The sequence below is a fragment of the uncultured Marivita sp. genome, assembly GCF_947488135.1.
Lineage (GTDB): Bacteria > Pseudomonadota > Alphaproteobacteria > Rhodobacterales > Rhodobacteraceae > Marivita.
This window is the reverse complement of sequence record NZ_CANKYW010000006.1, coordinates 67,960-80,713: the sequence shown is the minus strand read 5'-3', so window position 1 is coordinate 80,713 and position 12,754 is coordinate 67,960. Positions and strand designations below refer to the sequence as shown.

The 12,754-nt window shown below is 60.1% G+C and carries 16 protein-coding genes; 10 read left to right on the top strand and 6 right to left on the bottom strand.

Translation table 11 applies throughout. The features are described from left to right. Positions 1–2: 2 nt before the first annotated feature. Positions 3–248: an accessory factor UbiK family protein gene (locus tag Q1B16_RS16270; RefSeq protein WP_299791126.1), complete on the bottom strand. Its 246-nt coding sequence runs from the start codon at positions 246–248 to the stop codon at positions 3–5. Positions 249–342: 94 nt separating this feature from the next. Between Q1B16_RS16270 and lgt the strand changes: the two genes are divergently transcribed. The 5 genes from lgt to Q1B16_RS16245 all read left to right on the top strand — a co-directional run bounded on the left by lgt (position 343) and on the right by Q1B16_RS16245 (position 4,357). Then, complete coding sequence (gene lgt / locus Q1B16_RS16265; RefSeq protein ID WP_299791123.1) at positions 343–1,227, top strand: prolipoprotein diacylglyceryl transferase; 885 nt, start codon at positions 343–345, stop codon at positions 1,225–1,227. Further along, a complete protein-coding gene (locus Q1B16_RS16260; RefSeq protein WP_299791120.1) occupies positions 1,224–2,300 on the top strand; it encodes an SAM-dependent methyltransferase in 1,077 nt (358 codons plus the stop codon). The genes lgt and Q1B16_RS16260 overlap by 4 nt, the downstream gene beginning before the upstream one ends. After that, a complete protein-coding gene (gene pgeF, locus Q1B16_RS16255; RefSeq protein WP_299791117.1) occupies positions 2,297–3,052 on the top strand; it encodes a peptidoglycan editing factor PgeF in 756 nt (251 codons plus the stop codon). The genes Q1B16_RS16260 and pgeF overlap by 4 nt, the downstream gene beginning before the upstream one ends. 142 nt (positions 3,053–3,194) lie before the next feature. Beyond that, positions 3,195–3,347: a hypothetical protein gene (locus Q1B16_RS16250; protein WP_299791114.1), complete on the top strand. Its 153-nt coding sequence runs from the start codon at positions 3,195–3,197 to the stop codon at positions 3,345–3,347. Between the two features lie 230 nt (positions 3,348–3,577). Next, complete coding sequence (locus Q1B16_RS16245; RefSeq protein WP_299791111.1) at positions 3,578–4,357, top strand: Hint domain-containing protein; 780 nt, start codon at positions 3,578–3,580, stop codon at positions 4,355–4,357. Between the two features lie 14 nt (positions 4,358–4,371). Here the strand turns inward: Q1B16_RS16245 and Q1B16_RS16240 are convergent, their stop codons facing one another. Next, positions 4,372–4,872, bottom strand: coding sequence for an Lrp/AsnC family transcriptional regulator (locus Q1B16_RS16240; protein ID WP_299791108.1), 501 nt, complete (start codon positions 4,870–4,872; stop codon positions 4,372–4,374). A gap of 204 nt (positions 4,873–5,076) precedes the next feature. Here Q1B16_RS16240 and trxB point away from each other — a divergent pair, with 204 nt between their 5' ends. Next, positions 5,077–6,081: a thioredoxin-disulfide reductase gene (gene trxB, locus Q1B16_RS16235; RefSeq protein WP_299791105.1), complete on the top strand. Its 1,005-nt coding sequence runs from the start codon at positions 5,077–5,079 to the stop codon at positions 6,079–6,081. A gap of 201 nt (positions 6,082–6,282) precedes the next feature. Beyond that, entirely contained in the window at positions 6,283–7,998 is a 1,716-nt protein-coding gene (locus Q1B16_RS16230) for a bifunctional sulfate adenylyltransferase/adenylylsulfate kinase (protein WP_299791102.1), read from the top strand. 137 nt (positions 7,999–8,135) lie between these two features. On the opposite strand, the gene Q1B16_RS16225 is transcribed toward Q1B16_RS16230, so the two are convergent. Both Q1B16_RS16225 and Q1B16_RS16220 read right to left on the bottom strand, forming a co-directional pair. Further along, complete coding sequence (locus Q1B16_RS16225; RefSeq protein WP_299791099.1) at positions 8,136–8,363, bottom strand: DUF1150 family protein; 228 nt, start codon at positions 8,361–8,363, stop codon at positions 8,136–8,138. Positions 8,364–8,366: 3 nt separating this feature from the next. Then, positions 8,367–8,780 carry an Hsp20 family protein gene (locus tag Q1B16_RS16220; protein ID WP_299791096.1) on the bottom strand — a complete coding sequence of 138 codons (414 nt, stop codon included), beginning with the start codon at positions 8,778–8,780 and terminating at the stop codon, positions 8,367–8,369. 164 nt (positions 8,781–8,944) lie between these two features. On the opposite strand from Q1B16_RS16220, the gene Q1B16_RS16215 reads away from it, so the two are divergent. From Q1B16_RS16215 to Q1B16_RS16205, 3 genes are all read left to right on the top strand, one after another. Further along, the gene (locus Q1B16_RS16215; RefSeq protein ID WP_299791093.1) at positions 8,945–9,169 is read left to right on the top strand and encodes a DUF465 domain-containing protein; all 225 of its coding nucleotides are present in this window, start codon (positions 8,945–8,947) and stop codon (positions 9,167–9,169) included. A 75-nt stretch (positions 9,170–9,244) separates the two neighbouring features. Beyond that, positions 9,245–9,739: a 5-(carboxyamino)imidazole ribonucleotide mutase gene (purE, locus tag Q1B16_RS16210; RefSeq protein ID WP_299791090.1), complete on the top strand. Its 495-nt coding sequence runs from the start codon at positions 9,245–9,247 to the stop codon at positions 9,737–9,739. Between the two features lie 4 nt (positions 9,740–9,743). Next, complete coding sequence (locus Q1B16_RS16205; RefSeq protein ID WP_299791087.1) at positions 9,744–10,814, top strand: 5-(carboxyamino)imidazole ribonucleotide synthase; 1,071 nt, start codon at positions 9,744–9,746, stop codon at positions 10,812–10,814. A 3-nt stretch (positions 10,815–10,817) separates the two neighbouring features. On the opposite strand, the gene Q1B16_RS16200 is transcribed toward Q1B16_RS16205, so the two are convergent. Together Q1B16_RS16200 and Q1B16_RS16195 are read right to left on the bottom strand one after the other, a co-directional pair. Beyond that, positions 10,818–11,966, bottom strand: a complete 1,149-nt coding sequence (locus Q1B16_RS16200; RefSeq protein ID WP_299791084.1) for an alpha-D-ribose 1-methylphosphonate 5-triphosphate diphosphatase — start codon at positions 11,964–11,966, stop codon at positions 10,818–10,820. Beyond that, complete coding sequence (locus Q1B16_RS16195) at positions 11,956–12,735, bottom strand: alpha/beta fold hydrolase (protein ID WP_299791081.1); 780 nt, start codon at positions 12,733–12,735, stop codon at positions 11,956–11,958. The genes Q1B16_RS16200 and Q1B16_RS16195 overlap by 11 nt, the downstream gene beginning before the upstream one ends. Between the last annotated feature and the right edge of the window lie 19 nt (positions 12,736–12,754).

The following is a 12,754-nucleotide window of genomic DNA, read 5'->3' as shown; positions in this document are numbered from 1 at the left end:
GTTTACTTATTGGCCGCGTCCATCGCATCCAGCCTGGCTTTCAGCATCTCGTTTTCCTCGCGCGCCTTCATCGCCATGGCGCGCACCGCGTCGAATTCCTCGCGGGTGACGAAATCGCGGTCGGCCAACCAACGGTCCATCATGGACTTCATCGCGGTTTCCGCTTCTTCCTTGGCCCCCTGAGCGACGCCCATGGCGTTGGTCATCAGCTGGGAAATGTCTTCGAATACCTTGTTACGGGTCTGCATATGTGCCTCCGGCGTTTGCTTGACCTCTATATGGGCCCCGGACCTGCATGGCACAAGGTTGACTTCGCCGCAGAGCAATGAACAGGTTGCGCGCATGTCGACCGGCCTGCCCTTTCCCGATGTCTCGCCAGAGCTGTTTTCGATCTCTCTCTTCAGGATCGAATTCGCGCTGCGCTGGTACGCGCTCGCCTATATCGCGGGCATTCTCATTGGATGGCGGATCGCCGTCGCGGCCGTCAAGCGGGTCACATTGTGGCCGGCAGACACGCCGCCGATGCGGCCCGAACAGGTGGAGGAGTTACTCACCTGGGTGATCCTCGGGATCATCCTGGGTGGTAGGCTCGGCTTCGTCATGTTCTATCAGCCGGGGTATTATCTCGCGAACCCGGGGCAGATCCTTGCTATTTGGCAAGGCGGGATGTCGTTTCACGGCGGCCTGATCGGCGTGATCGTCGCGGCTTTGATCTACTGCCTGCGGGCCGGTATCCCGCTGCGGCCCACGGCCGACATGATGGCAATGGCAACGCCACCGGGCCTGTTTCTGGGGCGTGTTGCGAATTTCATCAATGCAGAGCTTTGGGGCCGCCCGTCCGACCTGCCCTGGGGTGTGCAGTTTCCCGGTGAGGCCGCGCAGGCCTGCGGGCAGGCGGTCGGAGAGATCTGTGCACGGCATCCGTCACAATTATACGAGGCCCTTCTCGAAGGATTGCTTTTGGGCGCGGTTCTGCTGTGGCTTGCGTTCCGGCGCGGTGCGCTCAAGACACCCGGCAAGATCGTCGGGCTGTTCATCGGCGGGTATGGCGCGGCGCGGTTCTTCGTTGAGTTCTTCCGACAACCGGACGCGCAGTTCGTCTCTGTCGGCAATCCGCTCGGTCTGGCATGGCAGATCGGAGGATACGGGCTGACCATGGGACAGCTTCTGTCGATCCCGATGATCCTTGTCGGCCTCTATCTCTGGACAAGCGCCCGAACCAAATGACCGCCTTGGCAGACATTCTTCGCAAGCAGATCAAGACGACGGGACCGATGACCCTGGCCCAATATATGTCCGCCTGCCTGCTCCACCCGGATCACGGATACTACACCACTCAGGACGCGCTTGGTGTTGACGGAGACTTCACCACCTCGCCCGAAATTAGCCAGATGTTCGGAGAAGTGATCGGGCTTTGCGTGGCGCAAGCCTGGATGGATCAGGACGCGCCGGAGCGTTTTGCGTTGGTGGAGCTTGGTCCCGGACGTGGCACTCTGATCGCGGACGTGATGCGCGCAACGTTGCAGGTGCCCGGTTTTCATTCGGCTGCCGATTTGCATCTGGTCGAGGCGTCGGACCGCATGCGCCGCCTACAGGCCGCAGCACTTCCTGCGCACAAACCGATCTGGCACGATACCGTCGAAAGCCTGCCCGACGATTTGCCCGTCTTCGTGATCGCAAACGAGTTTTTCGACGCCCTTCCCATCCGGCAATTTCAGCGCGATCCAAACGGTTGGCGCGAAGTGGTGGTGGGGATCGGCCCGGACGGCGAATTGCAGCGCGGGCTGAGCGACGCGGCGCCGATTGACGCGTTGAACCATCGGCTGGACGATACGCGCCCCGGTGCTTTGGTGGAAACCTGCGTTCATGGGACCGCCGTTGTCGATACACTGGCCCGGCGCATCGCGTCGCAGGGCGGCATGGCTGTGATCATCGATTACGGCGGCTGGCGGTCAGACGGTGATACGTTCCAAGCGGTCCGCGCGCATCGACCTGTTGATCCGTTCACCGAACCGGGACGTGCCGACCTGACCGCGCATGTGGATTTCGAGGCATTGGCCCGCGCGGCGCTCATTGCCGGTTGCGCGGCCAGCCAATTGACCGATCAGGGCGTGTTCCTGGAACGGCTCGGCATCACCCCGCGTGCCCAGAGCCTGGCCAAGGGGTTGAGCGGGCCCGCGCTAGAGGCGCATGTCGCCGCACATCGGCGGTTGACCCATCCCGACGAAATGGGTTCCCTGTTCAAGGTGTTGGGACTTTATCCCGGCACCGAGTCGCCTCCGCCGGGACTGGATCCATGACGCTCGAAATCATCACGTCGGACAGCCTGGGCCTGCTGCGCCACGGCTTCTTCACGCGCCGGGGCGGCGCGTCTTCCGGGGTGTTCGCGGGCTTGAACTGTGGCTCCGGGTCGTCAGATCAGTCCGAGATCGTAGCCATCAATCGTGCCCGTGTCGCCGACGCCATGCAGGTGCCGCACGATTGCCTTGTGACGGTTCACCAGACGCATTCGGCGGAGGTGCAAAAGGTCGATGGACCCTTGACCGATCCGAAACCGAAAGCGGACGCGATGGTTTCGAACACGCCGGGTGTCGCGTTGGGCATTCTCACCGCGGATTGCCAGCCGGTTCTGTTTGCCGATCCCGAAGCCGGCGTGATCGGTGCGGCACATGCAGGATGGCGCGGTGCGCTGGACGGTGTTCTCGAAGCGACCGTCGAAGAAATGATCGGTCTCGGAGCACAACGCGAGGCGATCACGGCGGTCATCGGGCCGAGCATCAGTCAACGCGCCTACGAGGTCGGGCCCGAATTCCTCGACGCGTTTCTGGCCGAAGACCCGCAATTCGCGCGCTTCTTCGTAAACGGGGCCGATGACAAGTTCCATTTCGACCTTCCGGGCTTCGGTCTGCACAAGCTCCGAGAGGCGGGCGTTTCGGCTGAATGGACACGGCACTGCACCTATTCGGATGCCGACCGCTTCTATTCCTACCGCCGCGCGACACATGCCCGAGAGGCCGATTACGGGCGTCTGATCTCGGTGATCCGGCTTTAGAACACCGCGCGCGTTACCGGCGATCTGCCCAAAATCAATCACGACAATACACCGGGATTGTCCACGTTTGGTCACAAACGCGCCCAAATGCGGGGGTTAGTTAAGCTTAACAAAACAACAGAACACCCCTCGGAGCAGTCCCATGTCGCGCAAATCGAAATTCATCGCTTCTGTCATCGCTACCTCGAAAGAAGACTTGCCGGTGCTTCCGTTCCAGCGCGGCGCGGCGCGCAAGGCGATGTTCGACCGGATCAAATCCGAGGCTGCGAACCATCCGGTCCGCAAGCAGGCGTAATCCTCGCTGCTGCGGTCGCCTCGATCCACGTCGAATATGGCGGGGTTGTTCGAGGCACCAAGACAATTTGCTGAGCCTTCTTGAATTGGTCGCGGTTTCGCGGCCAATTTTCTTTGTTTTTTGACGAATCAAACGGCTTGGGGTCATCTTTCTACTCAAGACATTGCACCGTCCTTCTGGTGTTGTTGGTGGGGGCCAACGCGGATGTGACCTAACGATTAAGGGATCACATGGCCCAGACCTCACCCGATCGCGAAGTGACGACAGATTACAACGCCTATGCGGTTTCCACCGATCAAATTGCCACGTTTGACGGGCAGCCTCGACGCGACCTTCCTCTCACACGCACCATCGAGGCTGCCGCACTCCTGCCCGATCAGTCGATCTCGGAAACCACGTTTACCGTGCCGGCGACTCCGACGTTCGAAGCCTGCGCTTCTGCCTTTGCACGTGGTACACTGATTTCTACCGTGATGGGTCCGATCGCGGTTGAGGATCTGATTCCCGGCGATTTGATCGAAACCCACCGGGGCCCCCAGCCTCTCGTCTGGAAAGGCAGCACCAGCTATCTTCCCGATTTCGCAAGCGACACAACCTCTCTCACCCATTTGCTCCGTTTGCCCGGCATCGACATGGATCAAAGTGATCTCTTGCTTGGCCCGGCCGCAAGAATGGTCATTCGACAAGATCGTTTCAGTGATCTGCTGAATTGCGACGCGGTGCTTGCACCTGCTTCAGATTATATCGATGGTGACCGTGTGCTGGAGATCACGCCGCAGGGGCCAGTGCAGCTATATCATTTTGCGCTCCAACGTCACGGGATAGTCCGCGCCAACGGCTACGAAATGGAAAGCTACCATCCCGGTCGCGTGTCAACGCTCGAAATCGGGGCATCTGTCCGCGAAATGATGCTGTCTATCTTCGGCCATTTGAATGACCTTGAGGGGTTCGGCGATCTTGCCTTCCCGCGCACCACACGGAGCGTCATCGAAACCTTGCGAGTCGCCTGAGACCGTTTCGGCGCTCAACCACCGTCGCCAAGACGGGCTTCAAGGATATCGAAGGGCACCCCGGGTTCGTCTTTTGCGCCACGTATAACGAGCGATGTCTTGACGCTGCCCACATTGGGAGAGGTCAAAAGATCACCGGTCAGGAAACTCTGAAAGGTGCTGAGATCCGGCGCCACGCATTTCAGGATGAAATCCACTTCACCGTTGAGCATGTGGCACTCACGCACCAAAGGCCAGCCCCGACAACGATCCTCGAACGCGCGCAAATCCGCTTCGGCCTGGCTTTGCAACCCGACCATCGCAAAGACCTGCACCTCGAAGCCAAGCTCTCGTGGATCGACTTCTGCATGGTATCCGCGGATGAAACCCTGCTCTTCCAGCGTCCGCACGCGACGCAGACACGGTGGTGCCGATATTCCGACCCGACGGGCCAATTCGACATTCGTCATGCGCCCATCGGCCTGAAGTTCGGCCAAGATTTTGCGATCAATTGGATCCAACCGATGTGATGGCATCCTGACACCCCTTCTTTTTCGCCTTTGTTATAGCATCGGCCAAGCGCGCGCAATATTGTTTCAACCTCGCGCAACAATCCTAAATTTTTGCTGGGGTCGATTGTATCGCACCGCAGCGGCGCGCTTTGGTTTGCGAACCGGGGAACAGGGGCATATATCGAATAATCAGAATAGTAACTTTCTGCCGAAATGCGAGGCTGCCCCATGTCCGACACACGCCACACCAAGGTTCTGATCATAGGCTCCGGTCCTGCGGGCTATACTGCGGGTGTCTACGCGAGCCGCGCCATGCTGGAGCCGATCCTCGTTCAGGGGATGGAGCCTGGCGGTCAGCTAACCACAACCACTGAGGTCGAGAACTGGCCGGGCGACACCGAGGTACAAGGCCCCGATCTGATGGTCCGGATGGAGGCTCACGCCCGTGCGATGGGCACCGAGATCATTGGCGACGTCATTACCTCGCTTGATCTTTCCAAGCGCCCATTCACCGCCCAGTCGGACAGCGGCACGGTCTACACGGCGGACGCTTTGATCCTCGCCACAGGGGCCCGTGCCAAGTGGCTCGGCCTGCCGTCGGAAGAGGCGTTTAAGGGGTTCGGTGTTTCGGCCTGTGCGACCTGTGACGGGTTCTTCTATCGAGGACAGGAAATCGTCGTGATCGGTGGCGGCAACACGGCCGTGGAAGAGGCGCTTTTCCTGACGAACTTTGCCTCGAAGGTAACGCTGATCCACCGCCGCGACGAATTGCGGGCCGAAAAGATCCTACAGGACCGGCTGTTCAAGAACCCAAAGATAGAAACGCTCTGGCACCACCAGCTTGACGAGGTTTTCGGCACCGACATGCCCAAAGGCGTCGAAGGCGTGCGGGTCAAGCATGTGGACACCGGCGAAATCACCGAAATTCCGTGCAAGGGTGTATTCATCGCCATCGGCCACGCACCCGCGAACGAGTTGGTGAAGGATACGCTCGAAACGCATATGGGCGGCTATGTCGTGACCAAACCCGACAGCACCGAAACCTCGATCCCGGGCGTTTTCGCAGCGGGCGACCTGACCGACCACAAGTACCGCCAAGCCGTGACAAGTGCGGGAATGGGATGCATGGCCGCGCTCGAAGCGGAACGCTTCCTCGCGGAACAGGGGGACGATGCCGGCAAGGATGTATCCGAACCGTTGGGATATGGCGCACAGACATCGGCGGCGGAATAACCAACACCCAGAGTTCCGAAAAACAGGCCCTTCTTGCGTCACCCTTGATCGGCTTAGTGCGGCATGTGTTTGCATGTGACCGCCAATTCTGGCGTAAATCCCGCACAATCCGTCCAAATCCGCCGGTACGCGCCCTTGTCGCTGGACTTTGAGGCAGGACCGGGCGTAACCAGCGCGCAAAATCGTATAGTGAGCAAACCAATGTACCCTCAAAACCTCGCCCCGATCCCGGAACTCTTCGTCTCGTATGACAGCGCGCAAAAACTCAAGGTCGAGGCCGGCGACTTGGTCAGTCACGACCTGACGCCGCGCCAGATTTGCGATCTGGAATTGCTGATGAATGGTGGGTTCAACCCGCTCAAGGGATTCCTGAGTGAGGAAGATTACGACAGCGTCGTCGAAAACATGCGGCTGGCGGACGGCACGCTGTGGCCCATGCCGATCACGCTCGATGTGTCAGAGAGTTTTGCCGAAAACCTCGAAATCGGACAGGACATCGCGCTGCGGGATCAGGAAGGGGTAATCCTTGGCACGATGACCGTGACGGACCGCTGGGTGCCGAACAAGGCGCGCGAGGCGGAAAAGGTGTTCGGTGCGGATGATGATGCGCATCCGGCAGTCAATTACCTGCATAACAAGGCAGGTAAGGTGTATCTGGGCGGGCCGGTGACTGGCATCCAGCAACCTGTCCACTATGACTTTCGCGCGCGCCGCGACACGCCGAACGAATTGCGGGCGTATTTCCGCAAGCTGGGTTGGCGCAAGGTCGTCGCCTTCCAGACCCGCAACCCGCTCCACCGCGCGCACCAGGAACTGACGTTCCGCGCCGCGAAGGAGGCGCAGGCCAACCTGTTGATCCATCCCGTTGTCGGCATGACCAAGCCGGGCGACGTCGATCACTTCACCCGTGTGCGCTGCTACGAGGCGGTGCTGGACAAGTATCCGCAATCCACAACGACCATGAGCCTTCTCAACCTCGCCATGCGTATGGCTGGCCCTCGCGAAGCGGTGTGGCACGGGCTGATCCGCAAGAACCACGGCTGCACCCATTTCATCGTCGGACGTGACCACGCGGGCCCGGGCAAGAATTCCGCCGGAGAGGACTTCTACGGACCTTACGATGCCCAGGATCTGTTCCGCGAACACCAGGACGAGATCGGCATCGAGATGGTCGACTTCAAACACATGGTCTACGTCCAAGAACGCGCCCAGTACGAACCGATGGACGAGATTGCCGATAAGGACGATGTGACCATCCTCAATATCTCGGGCACAGAGCTTCGTCGTCGACTGTCAGAAGGGCTGGACATCCCGGAATGGTTTTCCTTCCCCGAAGTCGTCACGGAGTTGCGCAAGACAAAACCGCCGCGTTCGCAACAGGGCTTTACGGTATTCTTCACCGGCCTGTCCGGATCGGGCAAATCCACCATCGCCAACGCTTTGATGGTCAAGCTGATGGAGATGGGAGGCCGGCCCGTCACGCTGCTCGATGGTGACATCGTGCGGAAAAACCTGTCTTCAGAATTGGGTTTCTCAAAGGAACACCGTGATCTCAACATCCGCCGCATCGGGTATGTCGCCAGCGAGATCACCAAGAACGGCGGGATCGCCATCTGCGCCCCGATCGCGCCCTACGCAACGACGCGCCGCGCGGTGCGTGAAGAGATCGAGCAGTTCGGTGCCTTCATAGAGGTCCACGTCGCGACAAGCATCGAAGAGTGCGAGCGCCGCGACCGCAAGGGTCTTTACAAGCTGGCGCGCGAGGGCAAGATCAAGGAATTCACAGGGATTTCGGACCCGTATGATGTTCCGCAAGACCCGGAACTGCGCGTCGAGACCGAAAATGTCGAAGTCGACAACTGCGCGCACCAAGTCATTCTGAAGCTGGAAAGTCTCGGACTCATCGCTGGTCAGTAGACTTACCGTTGCAAGTACCGAAAAGGGGTGGGCTTATGCCTGCCCCTTTTGTGTTCAGGCTTCGCTCACGACAGATGCAGCGAAATACAAGCGTTGAGCCATGAAGCGCCGATATCGTCCGGCGCTTCGAAAACCTTTCAGTGCACCGTCACAGGTGCAAAGTCATTCTGCCGTGCCAGCATGAAGGCAAGCTTTCGGTCCTTCACGAGCGCGAGGCGTTCGCCATCGGCGCGGTGCACGGCATAGATGGTTTCCTGATCCCCGATCTCGTCCTGCACGTCTTCTGGCAGGTCCGCCACAGCCACGGGTCGAACATAAACGAGGTTGGATTGGTCTGCATCTTTGAAGTCAAACGGCGTATTCATGGTCTACCCCTTCTTGATCTGGATTGTCTGAACCACGGTCTCGGGACGCGACAGCGTCAGATCGACATGCAGCAACCCGTTTTCCATGATCGCCTCTCCCACCTCGACACCGTCAGCAAGAACGAAACTCCGCTGGAACTGGCGTGCGGCGATCCCGCGATGCAGGAACACGCGGTCAGCAGCGTCATCCTGTTGACGACCTCTGATGACCAGTTGTCTGTCCTCAACGGTTATGGACAGATCTTGTTCCCGAAAGCCCGCGACGGCGAGCGTGATCCGATACGCGCCTTCGGAAGTTTGTTCGATGTTGAAGGGTGGGTAGCCTTCGTTGCCGGACTTCGCAGTGCGTTCCAGAAGGCGTTCCAGTTGCTCGAACCCGAGCAGATGGGGATAGGATCCCAAGGTCAATTTCGTCATCGACACGTCCTTTTGCATAAAGCGACTGTGTTGCCACGGCCCCGTTTCGGCGACCGGTCTGTTTGAAATATGGGGACGCGACGGCGCGGACGCAAGGGCTTTGCGAAAACGGGGAATGGGGTTATCTTATCGCTCTCAGCCACTTGCAGGGAATTTGCAGCGTCATGAATGCTCCTACTGATCTGTCGATGAAAACAGATGATGTCCTGAGGGTGGAGCTCGAGGTGTTCCGTCGAGAGCATCGCGATCTGGACGATTCCATTCGCGCCTTGCAGGCCACAGGCACCGCCGATCAGCTGACCTTGCAGCGTCTCAAGAAGAAAAAGCTGGTGCTCAAGGACAAGATCGCGCTGATCGAGGACCGCCTGCTCCCGGACATCATCGCCTGAATGTTGGCGCGAGTTGCCCCGCGATCCGATCTGGCTATAGTGCGCGCTCCGAACTCCTAAAGGGGCAAATCCGCCATGTCAGAACCGATCAAAGTGGGCATCATCATGGGCAGTCAATCGGACTGGCCAACGATGAAAGAGGCCGCCGAAATGCTCGACGCTCTTGGTGTGCCGTACGAGTCCAAGATCGTGTCTGCCCACCGGACGCCTGACCGGCTTTGGGAATACGGAAAGACCGCCGTTGACCGTGGTTTGCAGGTGATTATTGCCGGGGCCGGTGGTGCCGCGCATCTGCCAGGCATGATGGCCTCCAAGACGCGCGTCCCGGTGATCGGCGTTCCCGTACAGACCCGGGCGCTCTCGGGTGTGGATAGCCTTTACTCCATACTCCAGATGCCGCGCGGTTTTCCGGTGGCGACGATGGCCATTGGTGCGGCCGGGGCGGCCAATGCCGGGCTCATGGCGGCGGGCATTCTCGCGCTTCAAGACGCAGACCTTGCCGCGCGGCTTGACCAATGGCGCGCGGATCTTTCGGCCTCAATCCCCGACGCGCCCTCTGACGACGGATAAACGAATGACACTGACTCTTCCCATCGGATCGACCATCGGCATCATCGGCGGTGGTCAGCTTGGCCGGATGCTGTCGGTAGCAGCCAGTCGTCTTGGGTTTCGCTGCCACATCTATGAGCCGGGCGCGAACCCTCCGGCGGGACAGGTGGCCAACCAAGTGACGATCGCCGCCTATGACGATCATGCGGCCTTGCGTGCATTTGGCGAGTCCGTCGACATCATCACCTACGAATTCGAAAACATCCCGACAGAGGCACTTGACCTGCTTCAGGACCTCGCCCCAATCCATCCCGGGCGGGAGGCGTTGCGCGTCAGCCAGGACCGCCTGACGGAAAAGATGTTTCTGCGGGACCTTGGTCTCAACACAGCGCCTTTCGCGGATATCACCGACGCTGCCAGCCTAAACGCCGCCTTGGCCGAGATCGGCACACCGTCGATCCTGAAAACGCGGCGCTTTGGCTATGACGGCAAGGGGCAAGCGCGGATCATGTCGCCCGACGATGCCGCGCAGGCCTTGGCGGACATGGAAGGCGCACCTGCAATCCTTGAAGCGTTCGTCACGTTCGCGCACGAAGTGTCTGTCATTGCCGCACGAAGCCTCGATGGCGCCGTCGCCGCTTTCGATCCCGGTGAGAACGTGCATTCCGACGGGATCCTGCGCACGACGACCGTTCCCGCACGGCTGAGCCAAAACCAGCGCACCGATGCGGTTCTGATCGCGGCGGAAATCGCCAATGCGCTGAACTATGTGGGCGTGATGGGGGTCGAATTGTTTGTGACAGCAGACGGCCTGATCGTGAACGAAATTGCCCCGCGCGTGCACAATTCCGGCCACTGGACGCAGAACGGCTGCGCTGTGGACCAATTCGAACAGCATATCCGCGCCATCGCGGGCTGGCCGCTTGGCGACGGGCAGCGATACGCGGATGTGGTGATGGAGAACCTGATCGGGGACGACATGGACCGGGTGCCTGAGCTTGCCAAGACGCCGGACTGCGCGATCCACCTGTATGGAAAGTCTGAGACAAAACCGGGCCGCAAGATGGGTCACGTGAACCACATCAAGCGCGGCTAGGGGTCAGAGGCGAAGAAACCGATCCGCAACCGGCCCTGACATATGGGCCACCTCTCCGCCTGCGATCGTCGCGACGACGCGGCGCGTCTCGGGGTCGAGAACGATCAGATCGGCTCGTTTCCCCGGCACCAGGTCACCGCGATCTCGCAATCCCAGCATTAGCGCGGGACCAGCGGATACCATACGCCAGGACGTTGCCAGGTCGCAAAGCCCAAGCTCTTCCAACCGGAAGGCCGCGCGCAAGGGTGACGGGTAGTGGTAGTCGGAAGCCAGAGCGTCGCACAGTCCCTCGGCCACCAAGTCAAATGCGGCGATATTTCCGGCATGGCTCGCGCCTCTGACCACGTTCGGCGCACCCAGGACGATATGGGCACCGTCCGTCCGGGCTGCCTCCGCCGCCTCGAGCGTTTCGGGAAATTCACTGACGCTGGCGCCACGTTTTGCCCAGATATCTCGGTCTGTCTTCGTCTGGTCGTCATGGCTGCCCATCACGACGCCTCGGCCGCGCAGACTTGCCGACAACTTGTCCAACTGGGCAGGCACCTCGGAGGACCGCGCATGAAGATTTTGCATCAATGCCAGATGGGCCTCGGGGCTGCGTCCGCTTTTCAATGCCTGACCCGCCAAACGCGGTGGCTTGCGGCCTTCGGACAAACGCTGATGCGGCAGGTGATCGTTGAACACGACATAGCCGATACCGAACCGATCAATCGCGGCCTCGGCCCGGGCGAATTCATCGATAAGATGGGTCTCCAACCGCAACTGTAGGCGCAGATCGACAGGCACGGTCGGCCTGACGGCACACACGCTTTCGAACACGTGTTCGGCAAAATCCGGGCCACGCATCCCGCCTTCCCAGCTGAAAAACTGTGCAAGGACGGCAGTTGTGATTCCGTTCACTGCAAGCTCGGACGCGGCGGCGATCACGCCATGATGCGCCTCGCGCAGGGCGCCACGGCGCGGGGCCATGTGGCGTTCGAACCCATCGCCATGCGCGTCGACGATCCCCGGCAGGACTTGGTAGCCGGACAGGTCGATATCGGGGCCAGCGTCCGGGGCGAGGATAACACCATCGCCAATGGACAGGGCATCGGTGCTCCATCCCTCCGGCGTCAGAACCGACGCGCCGACGATCCTGCACTCAATTGCCATCCAACGGCTCCGGACAGATGCCGAAGATGCAGACCAATTCTTCGGAATTGATCGCATCGGTCCAATCGAGTTCCGGATCGAAGCGCCCTGTGCGAAGAAACAGATCTACTTGGGCAATTACCGAAGGCGCTTGCATGATGAAGGTATGGGTCACTGGCATCGTCAGGTGCGATCGCATGCCTTTGACCTTCGTGGATTCGACAGAAACCTTGCCATCATCCTCACCCGGAATCAGGCTCGAGAAGAACGGGTTGAGCGACCTGTTTCCGGCGATCACCCCGAGTTCGAAATCAACCGGCGGCAGGGATTTCGGCAGATCGTTCGGCGACGTTCCAAGCTGCTGACCCGCCGGGCCGTTGAGCCATTCGAAAAGCTCAAGCCCGCCAAGCTGGTCCACAAGTTCGCTGCCCTGGTTCGGCGGTGCCAGCATGACCACCCGCCCCAGATTGGCCGGACGGTTGTCTTTGAGCCAGAGCCGCAGCAGGATGCCGCCCATCGAATGGGTGACGAAATGCACCCTGTCGTTCCCGCAACTTGCCACTGCGGCGGGCAGCGTTTCGTCAACGAGAGTCTGGATACGCGCAGACGTCGACGGATAACCCGGGGCATGGACCGAATAGCCTTTGGCCTCGAGCACATTCTCCATCAGAACAAACGACGTTTCCGTCCGCGCGAGACCGTGCAGGAGGATCACACACTCCGCCCGGGCGGATCCCGCAACCGAGATCAGCAGCGAGGTGACGATGGAAAGGCCAAGGGCACGGATCATTCCGCTCAGATACGCTGTG